The following is a 19,108-nucleotide window of genomic DNA, read 5'->3' on the forward strand; positions in this document are numbered from 1 at the left end:
TGTTTTTATCCACTTGAAAGTTATTCCCTGCAGGAAAGGACTTATATAAGATGACAATAGAGATGTTAAAAGGAAAGATCCACAGAGCAACCGTTGTCCAGGCGGAACTGGATTATGTAGGAAGTATCACTGTGGATGAGGAACTGCTGGAAGCTGCCGGGATACTGGAATATGAGAAGGTCCAGATCGTAGATGTGAACAACGGCAGCCGTTTCGAGACATACACCATTTGTGGAGAACGCGGAAGCGGTATGATCTGCCTGAACGGAGCAGCAGCAAGATGTGTAAGCACCGGTGACAAGATCATCATTATGGCTTACGCACAGTACGAGCAGGAAGAAGCCCGTACTCACAAGCCTGCAGTTGTATTTGTAGATGAAGAGAACAGGATCAGCAGAGTGACCAATTATGAGAAACACGGACTGCTGAAGGATATGGCCTGACGCAGATCAGGAAGATAATAAGACGAAGGTGAATTCAGAAAAGAGGCTATCTCGAATCTATTAAGAAAACCGGTTCCGGAACCGGAAAAGAGGAGAGCACAATGCAGGTAACAAAAACAGTAGAAGAAACAAGAAAACAGATCAAAGCGTGGAAAAAAGAAGGAAAAACAGTAGGCCTTGTGCCAACCATGGGATTTCTCCATGAGGGACACGCAAGCCTGATCAAAAAATGCAGAGAGCAGAATGATATCGTAGTGGTATCCGATTTCGTCAATCCTACACAGTTCGGTCCTACCGAGGACCTGGAAGCCTACCCGAGAGACTTTGAGCGTGACAGCAAACTCTGCGAAAGTCTGGGAGCAGACCTGATCTTCTGCCCGGAGCCTTCCGAGATGTATCATGATCCCCACGCATTTGTAAGTATAGATACTCTGTCAGAGACACTTTGCGGAAAAACACGTCCGATCCATTTCAAAGGTGTGTGTACCGTTGTGACCAAGCTGTTCCACATTGTGGCACCGGACAGAGCATATTTCGGACAGAAAGACGCACAGCAGCTGGCCATCATCCGCAAGATGGTGCGTGATCTGAACTTCGATATTGAGATTGTAGGCTGTCCGATCATCCGTGAGGAGGACGGACTTGCAAAATCCTCCAGAAATACATACTTAAGCCCTGAAGAGAGAAAAGCAGCTCTTTGCCTGTCAAAGGCAGTAAAAGCCGGACAGGAAGCCATTCACGCAGGAATCCCGGCAGAAGAGCTTCTCGGAAAAATGCGAGCAGTGATCGAAGCAGAGCCTCTGGCAAAGATTGATTATGTATCCATGGTAGATGCACTTACCATGCAGCCGGTGGAAAAAGCTGACCGCAGCGTTCTTGTAGCAATGGCTGTTTACATCGGAAAAACAAGACTGATCGACAACTTCAGCTACGAGGTATAATGTATGGGAAAAGTTTTAAAGAAAATCGGAATTATCAGCAGCCTTGCATCCAGATATATCGGGATCATTATCATCGCTTTTTCCTGCCTGGCTTTTTTCTGGCGTGACGGATTTTCCTGGATGACGAACTATACGTCTGTATTTCTGGGAGTGATCATGTTTGGTATGGGTCTGACCATAAAACTGGATGACTTCCGGGCAATTTTTTCCAGACCCAAAGAAGTGGTGATCGGTGCAGTGGCTCAGTATACCATTATGCCGGTGATCGCCTGGCTTTTGTGTAAAGTGATGAACCTTCCGGCAGATCTGGCACTGGGAGTGATCCTGGTGGGATGCTGTCCGGGCGGAACAGCCAGCAATGTGATCACCTATATCGCAGGAGGTGATGTGGCGCTTTCTGTGGGAATGACTATAGTTTCCACACTGGCAGCACCGTTGATGACACCGTTTCTTGTATATGTTCTGGCAGGAACCTGGGTGGAAGTATCCTTCTGGGCTATGGTGATCTCTGTGGTAAAGGTAATTCTGATCCCGGTTCTCCTGGGAGTTTTTCTTCGGAGCCTTGCGGGAGAGCATGTGGATAAGGTATCCGATGTTATGCCGCTGGTGTCGGTTGTAGCTATTGTTATGATCATCGGAGGAATTGTGGCTGTAAATGCAGAGAAGATCGTAAGCTGTGGAGTTCTGGTGCTTGGAGTAGTGGCGATCCACAATTTCTGTGGTATGATGCTGGGATTTCTGGCTGCAAAAATCTTCCATGTGGAGTATTCCAGAACAACAGCTATAGCTATAGAGGTAGGCATGCAGAACAGTGGCCTTGCTGTCTCACTGGCAGCAGCTAATTTTGCAGCCAATCCGCTTGCAACACTTCCGGGCGCGATCTTCAGTGTATGGCACAATATTGCGGGCTCCATTTTTGCGGGGATCCGCCGTGCAGGTGCAGAAAACCTTGCAGAGCTTGACCGGATCAGGGAAATCGACTGCTGTAATTGCGAAAAGCAATAAGCAGTGAATGCGGATTGCGGATATCCTCCTGACGGGGAACAGCAAAGCTGTGGAAGAATGTCTGTAAAGAAAGATCCCGGGGAGTTTGAGAGATAAAATGGCAGATTATGTCGAAAGAAAAAGTCATAAAATGCAGAATTGTGGTTTACAAATTTTAGCCGGTATACTATAATAACCACATGGACGAACAAACGTCCCCAACATATGAAAACAGGGGGGCCCGCTGAAGCGAGCTGAGAGTAGACTGTAAATGTCTTGACCCATAACCTGATTTGGATAATGCCAACGTAGGGACATATGCACGAAGGATTCTTAAAGACACAGAAGATCAGAGAGTACAGAAGAGATCAGAAGTACAGAAGATTTTCATTAAGTACGTAAGAGTAAGAGCCGGTTGCCGTGATGCGTATGCGTTGCAGCAGCCGGTTTTTTGTTGTATAAACACAAAGAATTTATGGAAGGAGATTTTTTTTACATGAGAAATTACAGTACACAGATGGAGGCAGCCCGTAAAGGCATCATCACACCTGAGCTTGAGATCGTAGCTAAGAAGGAACGCATGACAACAGAGGAACTGCTTCCGCTGGTAGCCTCCGGTAAGGTGGCGATCTGTGCAAATAAAAATCACAAATGTATCGATCCGGAGGGCGTAGGCTCCATGCTCCGCACCAAGATCAATGTAAACCTTGGTGTATCCAGAGACTGCAAGGACTACGATGTAGAGATGCAGAAAGTAATGGAAGCTGTAAACATGGGCGCCCATGCTATCATGGATCTTTCTTCCCACGGAAATACCATTCCGTTCCGACGTAAGCTTACATCCGAGTGTCCGGCAATGATCGGAACCGTTCCGGTTTATGATTCCGTTATCCACTATCAGAGAGATCTTGATACGCTGACAGCTAAAGATTTTATCGATGTAGTCAGACTCCATGCACAGGATGGTGTTGACTTTGTAACTCTTCACTGTGGAATCACAAGAAAGACCATCGATCAGATCCGTAATCACAAGAGAAAAATGAATATCGTTTCCAGAGGAGGATCCCTTGTATTTGCATGGATGTGCATGACCGGTGAGGAGAATCCGTTCTATGAATACTACGACGAGATTCTGGATATCTGCCGCGAGTATGATGTGACCATCTCTCTTGGTGATGCCTGCCGTCCTGGATGTCTGGCTGACGCAACAGACGTATGCCAGATCGAGGAGCTTGTACGTCTTGGCGAGCTGACCAAACGTGCATGGGAAAAGGACGTTCAGGTTATGGTTGAGGGACCGGGACATGTGCCGCTTGATCAGGTTGAGGCAAATATGAAAGTACAGCAGTCCATTTGCCAGGGTGCACCGTTCTATGTATTAGGACCTATCGTAACTGACGTTGCACCGGGATATGACCACATCACATCCGCGATCGGCGGAGCAGTAGCTGCTATGTCCGGAGCAGCATTCCTCTGCTATGTAACACCGGCAGAGCACCTTGCACTTCCGAATCTTGAGGACGTAAAACAGGGAATCATGGCATCTAAGATCGCAGCTCATGCAGCAGACATTGCCAAAGGTGTCCGCGGTGCCCGTGAGATCGATGACAAGATGGCAGATGCCAGAAGAAAGCTTGACTGGGAGGCACAGTGGGAATGCGCCATGGATCCGGAGACAGCAAAACGTATCTGGAATGAGCGCAAACCGGAGCATGATGATACCTGCTCCATGTGTGGTAAATTTTGCGCAGTACGAAGCATGAACAAGGCACTTGCAGGAGAACATATCGATATTCTGTAAGAATACAGAATGCATATGAGCATGCAGCATCACAGTAGAACGTGGTGTTGGCAGTATCCAGCCAGAAAACTGGTTGATTGAATGCGGATATGGAAAGAACAGTAATGCTGAAATTGTGGAAAGTCTGATGTTCCGATAATAAAACATAAACCGCTGTGATCTAAAATGAAGATCACAGCGGTTTTTTGCAGAGTTGGGGACATTATTGCAGCTTGCGAAAAGACAGGGCCGCGTTATAATAAAAACAGAACTTACATATAAATGGTTTACATAAAAAGGAAGGAAAGGTACGAAATGAAATTTCCGAAAAAATTGATAGCATTTGGTCTGTCATTATGTATGTCTATTGTTCCATGTGGACCGGTGGTGGCCGAAGATTTTACAGACGCACAGACGGATATAACAGACGCCATTGATACTTTTACAGATGACGGGAATTTTGAGGAATCAGAAAATACCGTAAACACAGATCAGATCGCGGGAGAAGATAATACCGTGAGCACAGATCAGATTACAGAAGAAGAGTTTCCGGGATCAGATATCGGAACGGAAACGGATGAAGCTGAAAGCTCAGAGAATGAGGAAATACAACAGGATTCTGATGAAGGATTAATTCTGGAAGAACCTTCGGCGGTCATCAGAAAAGCAGAAGGAACAGAGGAGGCTGCGGCACCGGAAGAAATTTTTGGTGACGGAGAAAACAAGGAGCAGCAGGAAGATATATTCACAGATGATATTCCGGCAGCAGGCACTTCCGAAAAAGAAACAGATGTGGAGAGTACAGAAATATATCTGTATGCGATGAATGATACTTACAGCAGTGTGATCTCCATGCCGGATACCATGCAGACATCTTATCAGATCCAGACATCCGGCAAAAATCCGGTATATACGGTTGTTTCCGGTTATACTGCGAAAGTCAGCGAAACCGGTCTTGTTACTCCTAAAATGCAGTATGTAACCTATGTAGACAAAAACGGAAATGACGTAAAGAGCCAGTGGGAATACATGTTTGGAGAGACCCTGATCTCTGTACAGGATGGAAACAGTACCGTTTATTATAAATTCATACTCAAAGATTATGCGGAGTATTACGCAGAACAAAAAATGGATACATTCCTCAAAGAAAATATTACTGCGGAAATGTCCGATTATAAAAAGGTTGAGACGATCGCCAGATGGCTTGCCAACAACTTCAATTACAGTCAGTATCATTCCGGTTATACAGGCCTGATGCTGGATGGCGGCGGAGACTGCTGGGCCAATACCAGCGCAGTGAACTATATGTGCGAAAAACTGGGACTGACCGTGTATGCAAGGTATGCGGCAAATGATCCGGGGGCGGGAAGCGGTCACAGGAACTCTGTAGTCATAATTGACGGAGAAAGATATCTGGTTGACTGCGGATATACGGGAAATGCCCCCAGACATTATGAATTGTCCAAAATGGACTATGACTATTCTTATAAGATTCTGAATGATGGAACACTCAGGCTGTATCAGTATGAAGGAACGGATACAAATATCGTAGTTCCGGATACTATTGACGGAAGAAAAGTAACGGTTCTTGGAAACAGTACCTTCCAGTATTGCACCCAGGCTTCTGATATAGAGTCTGTTACTTTGCCGGATTCGCTTACAACCATCGAAAAGAATGCTTTTTACAACTGTGAGAAATTGAAATCTGTTACGATTCCCCCAAATGTGTCATCTATAGGGCTGGCTGCTTTTGTGGAGGGCTTGTCTGAGTCCAGTCTGACAGAAATTAAAGTAGATCCGGAAAATCCGTATTTTTCTGAAAAAGACGGAGTGGTATTCAGCAAGGATGGCACAAAACTGATCGTGTTTCCGTCCGGACGTTCCGGAGATTACCAGATCCCGGATGGAACTGTAAGCGTGGGAGACTATGCTTTTTATTACTGTGTAAATGTTTCTTCCATAACAGTACCGGGAAGTGTCAGAAGCCTTGGAGAAGGTGCTTTCGGAAACTGTTCGTCGCTTACGAAAGCTGTCCTGAACGAAGGCTTGGAAGAAATCGGTGAATATGCATTCCAGAGCAGTTCAGGGATCCGTGATATTATAATTCCCGCATCTGTAAAATCAGTTGGGAAAAATGGACTTCGTCTGTCTTCCGGGTGCAGGATAAGAGTACTGAGCACAGATACTGTCTGGGCGGATGATGCGTTCAGGGATTCAGCACTGATCGCGGGAAAAAAGGATTCCACACTTCAGAAATACGCAGAGGACCGTGGCTGCACGTTTGTGGAGCTGTCAGCAGACAACCGGATACCGCTTCAGAATGAATGGTTTGAACAGATCACTTCAGACTATGAATATAATGGAAAAAGCCATGAACCCGAAATAGAATCCAGTGAATCCGCACCGGAACTTGAGCAGGGCTTCGATTATGAAGTAACTTATGAAAATAACATCAATGCAGGAACTGCGACTGTAAAGATCACGGGAAAAGATATTTTCTGCGGTACAGTAGAGCGGAGTTTCAAGATTACGCCAGATGAAAATGGAATGTATGTGTGCTATTTTGCGGAAAATAATGAAACATACCTGGAAACCACCTTTAAAGGAAAAAAAGTGGAACCGGAAGTGGTAATTGACGGACTGGTACAGGGAAAAGATTATACGGTAACCTATGTTAATAATGAAAAGCCTGGTGAAGCTCGTGCAGAGCTCACGGGAATCGGCAATTATAAAGGATCGGAAACATTATATTTTACTATTTACGGAAAACTGCCGGCTGCGGATCCAATAGCTGATCAGACATATACAGGAAAAGAACTTACACCTGCCATCGTAATCCCCGGATTGAAAGCCGGCGAAGATTATTATATGTACTACGAGGATAATCAGTATCCGGGTGTTGCAACGGTAACCATTTATGGTACCGGTTATTATAAAGGTACCGCAACCATTCATTTCAAGATCATAAAAAAGACAGAAAAGTTTGTCAGCAATGTTAAGCTAAACAGAACCTCTTACACTTATACGGGAAAATCCATCCGGCCATCAGTAACCGTAACTGTAAATGGAAAGAAGATCGGTGCGAGTGCTTATAAGCTGTATTACAAAAATAATAAAAATTCCGGAATTGGAACTGTACAGGTCAGAGGAATCGGAAAATACAGTCGTATCAACAAAACGCTTACCTTTAAGATCCTGCCTCTAAAAACTCTGCTGACAGGACTGAAAAAAGCAAACAGATCCTTTACCGCAAGCTGGAAGAAAAATATACAGGCAACCGGCTATCAGATCCAGTATGCAGCAGACAGCAGATTTACAAAAGAAAGAAAAACGGTCACAGTTGGAAAACAGTCTGCGACCAGATATAAGATATCAGGACTGAAAAACAAAAAGACCTATTATGTCCGCATCCGGTCATATAAAAGAGTCGGAAAAAAGGTTCTTTACAGTAGCTGGAGTACGGTAAAGAAAATCCGGGTTTGATCATAAAGGAGTGGATCTTAGATTTATATAAATGGAGCAGAATGCTTCTGTGACAGAATTAAGGCTTGTAATTATAAAAAGAGCGCGTTATAATGAACTCATAAAAAAGAAAATTTCTTCGGGGCAGGGTGTGATTCCCTACCGGCGGTATAGTCCGCGACCCGCTTTGGCGGCTGATCTGGTGAAATTCCGGAACCGACAGTAAAGTCTGGATGAGAGAAGAACGCGCAGTATTTAAAGAACGTGCTCAGTGCCCCGGGAAGAAGCTCCCGGGGCTTTTTATGTGAAGAAATTTTTTTCGCATAAAGATTTCTTGTGGAAATTTTCTTTGAATATTTCTGAAGAAGGAGAGAGAGTTATGAGTGAACAGATATTACAGAGAGGAAATGCTGTGGAAAGAAGCAGAACAAGAACCATCGCGCAGGTAGCCATGCTTGGTGCTGTGGCAGGAGTATTGATGAATCTTGAGTTTCCGATCCCGTTTCTTGCACCGTCTTTTTATCAGCTTGATTTTTCCGAGGTACCGGTTATGGTAGGAACCTTCGCTATGGGACCTGTGGCAGGTATCCTGATCGAGCTTGTGAAGATTCTCGTACATCTTGTGACTAAGGGAACCATGACTGCCGGTGTTGGTGATGTTGCCAATTTCCTGTTTGGATGTGCCTATGTGGTACCGGCCGGCCTGATCTACCGTTTCCGTCACAAAAAGAGCAGAGTACATGCAGTTGCAGGTATGGCAGCAGGAACAGTCCTGACAGCGATCCTTGCATGCTTTGTCAATGCCTTTGTATTGCTTCCGGCTTACGGTAAGGCGTTTGGAATGCCAATCGAGACCTTTATCCAGATGGGAAGCGCAGTACACAGCTCCGTAAACGGACTGCTTACCTTTGCACTGCTGATCATTGCTCCGTTTAATATCTTTAAATATGCACTGACATCTCTGATCGTATTTGTAATCTATAAGAAAATCCGTGTTGTACTGAAAGGTGACTGATCATAAGCAGCTGCCGGAGGATGAAGAAAAGATCAGAAATTGGTGGTTTCAGATAAATATCTGAGAATGTGAGAAATGCCATGTAATATATTGCCGATGGGCAGTAAATTACATGGCATTTTTTATGTCAGGCGTTTTGTTCTGCAGTTTTCATGACTCCAAGCTCACGTCTGGCAAAAACAACGGCCAGCACAAATGCAGAGGTATCTGCAATTGGTCCTGCGTACATGACGCCATCGATTCCGAAGAAGACCGGGAAGATGACGATCAGCGGCAGCAGGAAGAGCACCTGCCTTGTGAGGGACATGATCACACCAAGCCTGGCTTTTCCAATGGAGGTAAAAAAGCCGGCGGACATAGGCTGGATCCCGTTGGCAAAGGTCATCAGCATGAAGATGCGGAGATATTTTTCTGCAAAATGAAAGTACAGGTCGCTGCCGTTTCCGAAGATGCCTACGATCTGATGCGGGAAGAACTGGAAGCAGATAAAAAATATGGTTGCGATCACAGTACATAAGGTTACGGAATAGCGGTATGTCTGGCGTACACGGCTGTATTTTTCGGCGCCGTAGTTAAATCCCCAGATGGGCTGGGAGCCCTGGGAGATTCCGATGCAGATGGCCATAAATACCTGATTGACTTTGGAAATGATCCCTGCACAAGCGATCGGAATATCACTTCCGTAAGCGGAGAGTGCTCCGTAATGGCGAAGTGTATTGTTCATGACAATCTGCACTGCAGCAATGGCAACCTGATTGATACAGGATGCCATTCCCAGAGAAAAAATGGCAGACAGATTGCGTGCCTTAGGAATCAGCATGGAGTGGTCCAGGTACATTTTTCGGAGTCTGGAAAAATAAAAGATGATCAGAAGTCCGGATACAATCTGGCCGATCACGGTTGCCCAGGCTGCACCTTTGATGCCCCAGCCGAATCCAAAGATGAAAAGCGGGTCCAGGATGGTGTTGATGGCGGCACCGGCCAGGATGCAGGTCATGGAATAGGTAGGACTCCTGTCTGCTCGGATCAGGTGGTTGCCGCCTGTGCTTAAAACATAAAAGGGAAGTCCAATGGCGGTGATCCCCATGTAATCAATGGCATAGGGCATGACGTCCGGTGTTCCGCCGAAAAAATGAAGCAGTGGCTTCAGGAACAGAAGGACGATGACAGAGAGTATCGTACCGGAGATTATCAGCGCGGAGAGTCCGGTTCCTGCAATGGAGCTGGCTTTTTTTTCGTTTCCTGCGCCCATTTCCAGGTTGTAATTGGAGGCGCTGCCGATTCCCAGGAGCAGTGCAGCAGCAGTAGAGATAATGGTTACGGGAAATGCGATGTTTGTGGCGGCGTTTCCAAGCATTCCTACGCCCTGTCCGATAAAGATTTGGTCAACGATATTGTACAGAGCGCTGACCAGCATGCTGATGATGGCGGGAATGGCGAATTTGGCGATCAGGCTGCCTACAGGGGCGGTTCCCAGAGGGTTTTCGGCCTGGGCAGCATTGGTCTGGTTTTTCAATGTTTTTTCCTTCTTTCTTGTCTACAGTAGCTGTTTGGTAATGTGATAAGTGGATTTTTAATTTTATAGCAGGGTATTTATTATAGCACTATTGTGAAGGGAGTGTAAGTATAAAAAATTGACCTTTGGTTTTGGATGGGATAAAATGTTTTTAGAAAAATTTTCGGGAAGGAGCTTTTCAGATGGGTAAGATCAACAGTGTGAAAAAACTTACAGATAATAAGTTCGTGAATCTTTATGGAGTGGATGCGACCAGTGTACATGATACGCCGGTTTCTTATTTTGTGGCCTCCAGGGCGAAGAGTGTGGAGGATATGAAGCTTTCTACAGGGGAGAATCATCCGGATGGGGTGATCATTTACAGTGTTTATGGAGAGAAGCGGGATAAGGTTGTGCTGATCCGTCAGTATCGGTATACGATCGGCGGGTATATTTATGAGTTTCCGGCGGGGCTTGTGGAGCCTGGGGAGGATTTCCATGAGGGTGCTGTGCGGGAGATGTTTGAGGAGACCGGGTTGAAGCTGGAGCCGATCAAGGTTGCGGAGGCTTTTGAGAAGCCTTATTTTACGACGATTGGGATGACGGATGAATCCTGTGCTACGGTTTATGGGTATGCCAGTGGTGAGGTTAGTAAGGCGGCTCAGGAGGATAGTGAGGAGATCGAGGTTGTGATCGCGGACCGGGATGAGGTCAGGAGGATACTGAAGGAGGAGAGGGTTGCGATCATGTGTGCTTATATGCTGATGCATTTTCTTGAGGATGAGGAGGTGTTTGGATTTCTTGGGGAGATTTAAACGGAGGTAGTTATATGGCGGAAGGGGACGCCAGTGAGGGGCTTCTTTCCAGGCTGGGGCTTCGTCGGGGGCTGGCTTCTAAGGTGCCGGAATTCTGCTAAAAGCGCTTCAAAAAATCTCGAACTCGCGTCTGAAGCCGCTCAAACAGCGAGATTTTTTGAAGCAACGCAGATTTCCGCCACCTAAGAAGCAGCTCCCCTCCTGCAGAGTCAGCCTGGAAAGAAGCCCCTCACTGGCTGTGCGTTGGCCGTGAGACGTGTTAAATCTCGTGGGGAGTGTTGCTAGTGGGGTGGTATGACGGGAGTTGGATGAGCCGTCAGCGCTGCGCTGGACGGCTGGGAGGAAAGGCTGAGATTCCTTGTGGCATGACGGGAGTTGGATGAGCCATCGGCGCTGCGCTGGATGGCTGGGAGGAAAGGCTGAGATTCCCTGTGGCTTGAAGAGGGGAATGGGTCATCGGCGCTGCACTGGATGGATGAGAAAAACGGGGAATCTGCGGTTGCGGATTCCCCGTTTTGATCAGAGTTCTATGAGTTTTCCCAGGTCTTTGTTGTATTTGCAGTATTTGCCGTTTTCGGAGATAAATGGCTGGTAGGTGTCGGTACGGTTGTCTTTGACGTAGACGATTCCGGTGGCGATCATTTCTACCAGGGAGAAGCGTTTGCTTAAGCTGGAGATCCAGCGGTAGGTTTTTTCGTTGCCGGAGTCTGCCATGAGGAGGTTGTAGCCGCCTGGGCAGGCTTCCAGGGTGAAGTAGACTTTCTGGGACCGGATGGAGGTGTTGAAGACCTGGCCGGTGATGTAGGTGGAGAAGTTGGTTTCTACAAATTGGCGGAAGGTGTAGAAATCGTAGATCACGCCGGTGGTCTCATCTTTGATCTTGTCGCCGCGTTCGATGCGGGCTTTCAGGAGCTTGAGGACTTCGATGGTCCAATTGATGAAGGAGATGCTGCTGTAGGTCATGCTTTCCTGAAGTTGATCGACCAGTTGTTTTGACAGGATGTTGGATTTTGATGCTTCATTAAAAAGTTCTTCGTTCATAAGGTTCCCTCCAGTGTTGGATTTTTATATGGTTTTCGCTCTTTTTTTGTATCTTTTATTATAAGTCTGAATTATATATAAAGCAATAAAAAATGCGTAAAATACAAAGATGATTATCGGGAAATGATATATAATTGACGATTATGTTTTGAAAATGTCAGTGCTTTTGAGGGCTGGGTTAAATGTGGACTTTAAATATCGAGTTAATTTGGATAACTATAAATAATTATAAGGAAGAGTTTTACCAAATATTCTCATTTTATTGATAAAATTTTGTTGTATATCTCCCTTGACATAAAGCCTTCCTCCGGGTGTATCATAGTGCTGTGTTAAAGGAGGTAGACTATTATGTTTGAGACATTACAGGAGAAGACGGAAGAGAAAGCAATGGTACAGTTCCTTGAACGCTTTACAGATTATCCATTTCTGGTAAAGTTCAAGAATTCCGAGTATCACATTGGAGAGGGTGAACCTACATTTACGGTGAATTTTAAGAAAGCGATTCCTCTGGCGGATCTGATGAAGAGCACATCCCTTGCACTGGGTGAGGCGTATATGCGTGGGGATCTGGATATCGAGGGAAATCTTTATGAAGCGCTGGATCATTTTCTAGGTCAGATGGGGAAATTTTCTACCAATGAATCTGCTCTGAAAAAGATCATGTTCAGTTCAACATCAAAGAAGAACCAGGAAAAGGAAGTGACCAGCCATTATGATATTGGAAATGACTTTTATAAACTTTGGCTGGATGAGACTATGAGTTATTCCTGTGGGTATTTTATCCATGAGGATGATACGTTGTATCAGGCACAGGTAAATAAAGTTGATTATATCCTTAAAAAATTACATCTGGAAGAGGGTATGAGTCTTTTGGATATCGGCTGCGGCTGGGGCTTTCTGCTGATCGAGGCAGCTAAGAAATATAAGGTTCATGGTACCGGTATCACCTTAAGTCATGAACAGTATGCAGAATTTCAGAGACGGATCAAGGATCAGGGTCTGGAAGATTATCTTACGGTAGAGCTGATGGATTACCGTGATCTGCCGAAGAAGGAGTATCAGTTTGACCGTGTTGTCAGTGTCGGTATGCTGGAGCATGTTGGACGTGATAATTATCAGCTGTTTCTTGATTGTGTGGAAAAGGTTCTGAAGCCGGGCGGACTGTTTCTACTTCACTTTATCAGTGCTCTGAAGGAGCATCCGGGTGATCCGTGGGTCAAGAAATATATTTTCCCGGGCGGAACTGTTCCGAGCTTACGTGAGATCCTGAACCATATGGCAGAGGACAATTTCCATACCCTGGATATCGAAAATCTCCGTCTGCATTACAATAAGACATTGCTTCACTGGGAAAAGAATTTCCGGGACAATATTGAAAAAGAAAAGACTATGTTTGACGAAGAGTTCCTGCGTATGTGGGATCTGTACCTGTCAGCATGTGCGGCAACCTTCCACAACGGAATTATCGATCTTCACCAGATTCTTATGACCAAGGGTGTGAATAATGATCTGCCGATGACACGCTGGTATTGATAAAAGCCTTTACAAACCTGCCGGAAAGGAATATCATACTTCTATAAAACTATTTATAAAAACGTATAAGGAGCCTGTGGATTCAGCATATGATTACAGAAATGCTGAATCCGCAGGCTTCGTTTTTTAACCGATAAACCGCGAAGGAGTTATTCGGTCATGAGCAAGTAGCGAAGCGTATTGCGAATATTCGTTTGACTATTCCGTTTACCGATAATTATGGAATGTGCATAAAAACAAAGCTGCAAACTTGTTCAATAAGCAGAATCATAGAAAACTATCTTGACAGATCAGGAGAAAAGAATAATAATGTAATTACTTTAATAAAATAATTAATAAAAGATGATATACAATAGAAAGAAATCAAAGGAGGAGAATAAGATGCTTCAGCAGGTAATGACAAATCCAGGAGAGATTATTTTCAGAGAGGTACCGGTTCCGGAGGTAAAAGATGACCAGGTTCTGGTTAAGATCATGAACATTGGTATCTGTGGATCGGACATCCATGTATATCACGGCAAGCATCCGTTTACCAAATATCCGGTAACACAGGGACACGAAGTATCCGGTGAGATCACGGGACTTGGAAAGAATGTGACAGGTTTTAAGGTTGGTCAGAAAGTTACCATCGAGCCGCAGGTATACTGCGGACACTGTTATCCATGCCGCCATGGAAAGTATAATCTCTGTGAGGAACTGAAGGTTATGGGCTTCCAGACGACAGGAACAGCTTCGGAATTCTTCGCAGTAGATGCATCTAAGGTAACACCGATCCCGGAGGAGATGTCTTACGAGGAAGGTGCAATGATCGAGCCGCTGGCAGTTGCAGTCCATGCAGTGAAGCAGATGTGCGATGTAAAAGGGATGAACATCACAGTGATCGGCGCAGGTCCTATCGGAAACCTTGTTGCACAGACAGCCAAGGGAATGGGCGCAGCCAAAGTTATGATCACCGATGTCAGCGATCTCCGTCTTGCAAAAGCGAAAGAGTGCGGCATTGATATCTGCGTAAACACGAAAGAGAAAAATTTCGGAGAAGCTCTGGTGGAAGCGTTTGGCCCGGACAAGGCAGATGTGATCTATGACTGTGCCGGAAACAACATCACTATGGGACAGGCGATCCAGTATGCGAGAAAGGGCAGCGTTATCGTACTGGTAGCAGTATTTGCGGACATGGCGACTGTTGACCTTGCTGTTGCCAACGACCATGAGCTGGATATCAAGAGCACCATGATGTACCGCCATGAGGATTATGTAGATGCCATTGATCTTGTAAATGCCGGAAAAGTTCATTTAAGACCACTGATCTCAAAAACATTCAAGTTCAAAGATTATCTGAAGGCTTATCAGTATATTGATGAGAACCGTGAGACAACCATGAAGGTTATCATCAATGTGCAGGAGAAATAACGGTTTGTAATCAAAAATAATAAGAACTCCCGGATGTTGTCAGTTATTGACTACGTCGGGAGTTTTTTGTTATGTAATGAGCAGAGTTTCAAAATCAAAAACATTTTGCTCCACAGGACGACAGAAAAAAGAGTTTGTGTTATGATGGAAAAAAGCATAAAGAACGTCGAGTGCAGATAAAAAATAAGTTTAGAAACTGTTTAGTTTTTTCCGCTGTTGTTGTTTAGAAAAACGCTGTATAAGAAAGATGAACAAAAGCGCTTTGCTTAAATATATCTGCAGGAGGGTGAAAACATGGAAAAGGGAACAGTAAAAAGAAGGATTTTTCTTTCAAATGCACTGATGGTGCTGGTGACACTTCTGATCTTTCTGGCCATTAATCTGGTGGTTGTGAAAATTTACGCGGAATCCGTGGAAAAAGAACTGAAGACATCTATAGAAGACCTTATTGGGGGAAGCGGCACATCGAATTTTTCGGATTCTGATAATGTAAAATATCAACATGAGGATGGCCAGGAACTTCTCGGAGATCTGGATGATTTTCTGGAAAGCTGGACAATCCACAGAAATGAGTTTATTCTTTTATTTGGGGCAGATGGAATTATCTGTATCCTTGTACTTTTGCTGATGAGTCAGATTTTTACAAGGAATCTGGAGAAACATATCATGGAGCCTCTGGATCTTCTGGCACAGGGGGCAGACCGCATCCGGCACAACGATCTGACTACAGAGATCCGGTATGTGGGAGATGCGGAATTTGAGGATGTGTGTATCACATTTAACCATATGCAGGAGCACATTTTGCGCGAGCAGGAGAAGAACCGGAAATATGAGAAAGCCAGAACGGATATGATCGCCGGAATCTCCCATGACCTGCGTACGCCGCTGACTGCCATCCGGGGAACGATCAAAGGACTTATGGACGGCATTGCGGCAACTCCGGAAATGCAGGAGAAATTTTTGCAGGCTGCTTACCGCCGGACCGGAGATATGGACGGCCTTCTGAACCAGCTGTTCTATGTTTCCAAGATTGAAACCGGAAATATGCCTCTTTCTGTTCAGAAAATAGAGATTGGGGATTTTATCCGGAATTATGTAAAAGGAAAGCAGGAACTTCTGGATAAGGAAAAAGAGCAGATGCAGGCAGAAACGGGAAATATTCATCTGGATATTAATGCAGATCCGGAACAGCTGCAGCGTATTTTTGATAATCTTCTGGAAAACAGCCGTAAGTATGCAGAACGTGATGTGCTGAAAACAGAACTTTCCCTGAAAAGAACGGGAGGCGGCGTGGAGATTTCTTTCCGTGACAATGGTGTTGGTGTTCCGGAGGAAAAACTGCCCTATGTATTTGATGAGTTTTACAGAGGCGATGAGTCCAGAAACAAAAAAGAAGGAAATGGTCTTGGACTGTATATTGTGAAATATCTCGTGGAAGCAATGGGAGGAAATGTCCGCGGTGAAAATGCGGACGGTTTCGTGGTACGCATGGAGCTTCCGGCAGCAGAAACTCTGGTGGATGTGCAGAAGGGAGAAAAAAATGGCGGACAATAAAAAAATCCTTATCATAGAAGATGATCCGGATATCAGTATGATCGAAGAAGCCTATCTTCAGGCTTCCGGTTTTGAGACGAAGATACTCTCAGATGGAATGGACGCGGCGCAGATCGCAGAGGAGGAGCAGTTTGACCTTGTGCTTCTGGATCTGATGCTTCCCGGAAAAAGTGGCTACCAGGTCTGCCGGGAGATCCGTGATAAAGTGGATATTCCCATTCTTATGGTAACTGCCCGTACAGAATCCGTGGATAAGGTGCGTGGCCTTGGACTGGGAGCGGATGATTATATTTCCAAGCCTTTTGATCCGGCGGAACTGGTGGCGAGAGTGAACGCAAACCTGCGCCAGTATCAGCGGATGGTGGAGAAATTTTCCGACAAAGGGCCGGATGCTTCCGAGGAGATCCAGGTGCAGGATCTTCGGATCCTGGTCAACAGCTGGAAAGTTTTTAAGGGAGATACTGAGATACGTTTTCCAAACCGAGAATTTGAGCTTCTGAAATTTCTGGCAATGAATCCCAACATTGTTTTTTCCAGGGAAAAACTGTTCGAAAAAATATGGGGATATGATTACGTGGGCGACAGCGCCACGGTTATGGTGCACATCAACCGTATCCGGGAAAAAATCGAGGATGATCCCAAAAATCCCAAGATCCTGGAAACGGTATGGGGGGCGGGGTACCGCCTCAATAAATAAAACATACGAGGGAGATGGGGGAAAATGTGGGTACTTTTTGCAGTTGGTTCTTCGTTTTTTGCGGGAATCACGGCGATCCTTGCAAAATGCGGGATCAGAAAGACGGATTCAGATGTGGCGACAGCTATCCGTACGGTGGTGGTGCTTCTGTTTTCCTGGCTGATGGTTCTGGTCACAGGAACCTGGTCCGGGATCAGAAATGTGGATGGAAAAACATTGTTGTTCCTGGTTCTGTCAGGACTTGCCACAGGAGCATCCTGGCTATGTTATTTTCATGCCTTGCAGAAAGGGGATGTCAACAAGGTTGTTCCCATTGACAAGTCCAGTACGATCCTGACGATCCTTCTTGCGCTGATCTTTCTGCATGAAGGTCTGACGCCGGTCAAGATCGTTTCCGTAGTGCTGATCGGTGCAGGTACCATGCTGATGATCACAAGAAAAGAAGGAACCGGAGACGCAGAGGAAAAAAACGGTAAGGAATGGCTGATCTATGCCGTGCTTTCCGCAGTATTTGCCAGTCTTACTGCCATTCTTGGAAAGATCGGAATTGCAGGGATCGATTCCAACCTGGGAACTGCCATCCGTACTACAGTTGTGATCGTGATGGCCTGGCTGATGGTTTTTCTCAAGGGAAAACAGAAAGAACTTCATAGGATTGAGAAAAAAGAACTGAGATTTATTGCTCTGTCAGGACTTGCCACAGGAGCATCCTGGCTGTGCTATTACCGTGCCCTGCAGGACGGCCCGGCAAGTGTGGTGGTGCCTATCGACAAGCTGAGCATTCTGGTTACCATTGCATTTTCCTGGGTGGTATTTAAGGAGAAACTTACGAAGAAAGCGGCATTTGGATTACTGTGTATTCTTGCGGGAACCATTATGATGGCGGTTCTGTAAGGAATGCGGAATGCTTTTATCCGCCTGACCTCCGGGCGTGGAACGGTATGTCCGGGATAACAAGAGTTTAGATATTATTTAGAAAGATACCTTCTGTCTGTTTAAGATCGTTGTTTATGATGATCACAGAAAACAGACAGGAGGTTTTTTATATGTTAAGGGAAGGAATGAACGGATTCTGCATGGCACTTGCGGACAGCGTGCCTGGAGTTTCAGGAGGAACGGTAGCGTTTATCCTTGGATTTTATGACCGGTTTATCGGTTCTATCAATGATTTTGTATTTGGAAATATGGAAAAAAAGAAAACTTCTTTTTCTTATCTGGTGAAGCTTGGAATTGGCTGGATGACGGGCATGGTGCTGGCAGTTCTTCTTCTGTCATCGCTGTTTGAAAGTTATATTTATACCGTCAGTTCCCTGTTTATGGGATTTATCGCAGGTTCCATTCCGCTGATCATCCGGGAGGAAAAAGAAAGCTTTGGCGGTTCCCGGAACATCCTGAAGGGAATCGGGTTCTGCATTGCGGGAATCCTGGTGGTAGCAGGAATTGCATGGCTTAATGGAAAAACCGGTGTGGCTTCCATGGACCTTGGACAGTTTCACATCGGAACCGGGATCCGGCTGTTTTTTATCGGCATGATCGCCATTTCCGCCATGTTTCTTCCGGGAATTTCCGGTTCCACACTGCTTCTGATCTTTGGTGCATATATTCCGGTGATCACAGCAGTACGCGGGCTTCTGGGAATGGATTTTTCCTATCTGCCACTTCTGATCTTCTTTGGACTTGGTGTTCTGACAGGAGCGGTTACGGTAGTAAAAGGAATTCAGTTTTGTCTGGAAAAATTCCGTACCCAGTCGGTATATGCCATTCTTGGAATGATGATCGGATCGTTTTATGCGATCATGCAGGGACCTGCCACACTGAAAGTTCCACAGCCGGTGATGGGATTTGGTAATTTCCAGATTCTGGCAGCACTTGTGGGACTGGCACTTGTGCTGGGAATGCAGTTGATGAAAGAAAGAAGATAAGAGAAAACAGGCAGAG

The 19,108-nt window shown here is 45.5% G+C and carries 15 protein-coding genes and 1 riboswitch; of the genes, 13 read left to right on the forward strand and 2 right to left on the reverse strand.

What is annotated here, in order from left to right; all coding sequences use genetic code 11:
- Positions 1–50 precede the first annotated feature (50 nt).
- The 6 genes from panD to EAI83_RS06010 all read left to right on the forward strand — a co-directional run bounded on the left by panD (position 51) and on the right by EAI83_RS06010 (position 8,625).
- Positions 51–443 (forward strand): aspartate 1-decarboxylase, encoded by a 393-nt coding sequence (panD, locus tag EAI83_RS05985; protein WP_015526224.1) that lies wholly within the window; start codon positions 51–53, stop codon positions 441–443.
- Between the two features lie 101 nt (positions 444–544).
- Complete coding sequence (gene panC, locus EAI83_RS05990; RefSeq protein ID WP_022426185.1) at positions 545–1,384, forward strand: pantoate--beta-alanine ligase; 840 nt, start codon at positions 545–547, stop codon at positions 1,382–1,384.
- Between the two features lie 3 nt (positions 1,385–1,387).
- A complete protein-coding gene (locus EAI83_RS05995; RefSeq protein WP_015526222.1) occupies positions 1,388–2,389 on the forward strand; it encodes a bile acid:sodium symporter family protein in 1,002 nt (333 codons plus the stop codon).
- A gap of 475 nt (positions 2,390–2,864) precedes the next feature.
- Positions 2,865–4,169 carry a phosphomethylpyrimidine synthase ThiC gene (gene thiC / locus EAI83_RS06000; RefSeq protein ID WP_022426187.1) on the forward strand — a complete coding sequence of 435 codons (1,305 nt, stop codon included), beginning with the start codon at positions 2,865–2,867 and terminating at the stop codon, positions 4,167–4,169.
- 294 nt (positions 4,170–4,463) lie between these two features.
- Positions 4,464–7,631, forward strand: coding sequence for a fibronectin type III domain-containing protein (locus tag EAI83_RS06005; RefSeq protein ID WP_161206343.1), 3,168 nt, complete (start codon positions 4,464–4,466; stop codon positions 7,629–7,631).
- A gap of 110 nt (positions 7,632–7,741) precedes the next feature.
- Positions 7,742–7,859: riboswitch (FMN riboswitch) on the forward strand.
- 130 nt (positions 7,860–7,989) lie between these two features.
- The gene (locus EAI83_RS06010) at positions 7,990–8,625 is read left to right on the forward strand and encodes an ECF transporter S component (protein ID WP_022426189.1); all 636 of its coding nucleotides are present in this window, start codon (positions 7,990–7,992) and stop codon (positions 8,623–8,625) included.
- 127 nt (positions 8,626–8,752) lie between these two features.
- Here EAI83_RS06010 and EAI83_RS06015 read toward each other — a convergent pair whose 3' ends face one another.
- Positions 8,753–10,141: an MATE family efflux transporter gene (locus EAI83_RS06015; protein WP_243113450.1), complete on the reverse strand. Its 1,389-nt coding sequence runs from the start codon at positions 10,139–10,141 to the stop codon at positions 8,753–8,755.
- A 182-nt stretch (positions 10,142–10,323) separates the two neighbouring features.
- Here EAI83_RS06015 and EAI83_RS06020 point away from each other — a divergent pair, with 182 nt between their 5' ends.
- Complete coding sequence (locus tag EAI83_RS06020; RefSeq protein WP_015526218.1) at positions 10,324–10,935, forward strand: NUDIX hydrolase; 612 nt, start codon at positions 10,324–10,326, stop codon at positions 10,933–10,935.
- A 519-nt stretch (positions 10,936–11,454) separates the two neighbouring features.
- Here EAI83_RS06020 and EAI83_RS06025 read toward each other — a convergent pair.
- Complete coding sequence (locus EAI83_RS06025) at positions 11,455–11,976, reverse strand: hypothetical protein (RefSeq protein WP_015526216.1); 522 nt, start codon at positions 11,974–11,976, stop codon at positions 11,455–11,457.
- A gap of 348 nt (positions 11,977–12,324) precedes the next feature.
- Here EAI83_RS06025 and EAI83_RS06030 point away from each other — a divergent pair, with 348 nt between their 5' ends.
- From EAI83_RS06030 to EAI83_RS06055, 6 genes are all read left to right on the forward strand, one after another.
- Complete coding sequence (locus EAI83_RS06030; RefSeq protein ID WP_015526215.1) at positions 12,325–13,509, forward strand: SAM-dependent methyltransferase; 1,185 nt, start codon at positions 12,325–12,327, stop codon at positions 13,507–13,509.
- Positions 13,510–13,890: 381 nt separating this feature from the next.
- A complete protein-coding gene (locus EAI83_RS06035; protein WP_129974772.1) occupies positions 13,891–14,919 on the forward strand; it encodes a zinc-dependent alcohol dehydrogenase in 1,029 nt (342 codons plus the stop codon).
- A 294-nt stretch (positions 14,920–15,213) separates the two neighbouring features.
- Entirely contained in the window at positions 15,214–16,473 is a 1,260-nt protein-coding gene (locus EAI83_RS06040) for a HAMP domain-containing sensor histidine kinase (RefSeq protein WP_092069816.1), read from the forward strand.
- Positions 16,460–17,170 carry a response regulator transcription factor gene (locus EAI83_RS06045; protein WP_092069818.1) on the forward strand — a complete coding sequence of 237 codons (711 nt, stop codon included), beginning with the start codon at positions 16,460–16,462 and terminating at the stop codon, positions 17,168–17,170. Before EAI83_RS06040 ends, EAI83_RS06045 begins: the two co-directional genes overlap by 14 nt.
- A gap of 24 nt (positions 17,171–17,194) precedes the next feature.
- The gene (locus tag EAI83_RS06050) at positions 17,195–18,064 is read left to right on the forward strand and encodes an EamA family transporter (RefSeq protein ID WP_092069821.1); all 870 of its coding nucleotides are present in this window, start codon (positions 17,195–17,197) and stop codon (positions 18,062–18,064) included.
- A gap of 152 nt (positions 18,065–18,216) precedes the next feature.
- Positions 18,217–19,092: a DUF368 domain-containing protein gene (locus EAI83_RS06055; RefSeq protein ID WP_092069823.1), complete on the forward strand. Its 876-nt coding sequence runs from the start codon at positions 18,217–18,219 to the stop codon at positions 19,090–19,092.
- Positions 19,093–19,108 lie beyond the last annotated feature (16 nt).

This window comes from Blautia sp. aa_0143, from assembly GCF_004167315.1.
In the GTDB taxonomy this organism is placed as follows: Bacteria; Bacillota; Clostridia; order Lachnospirales; family Lachnospiraceae; genus Blautia_A; species Blautia_A fusiformis.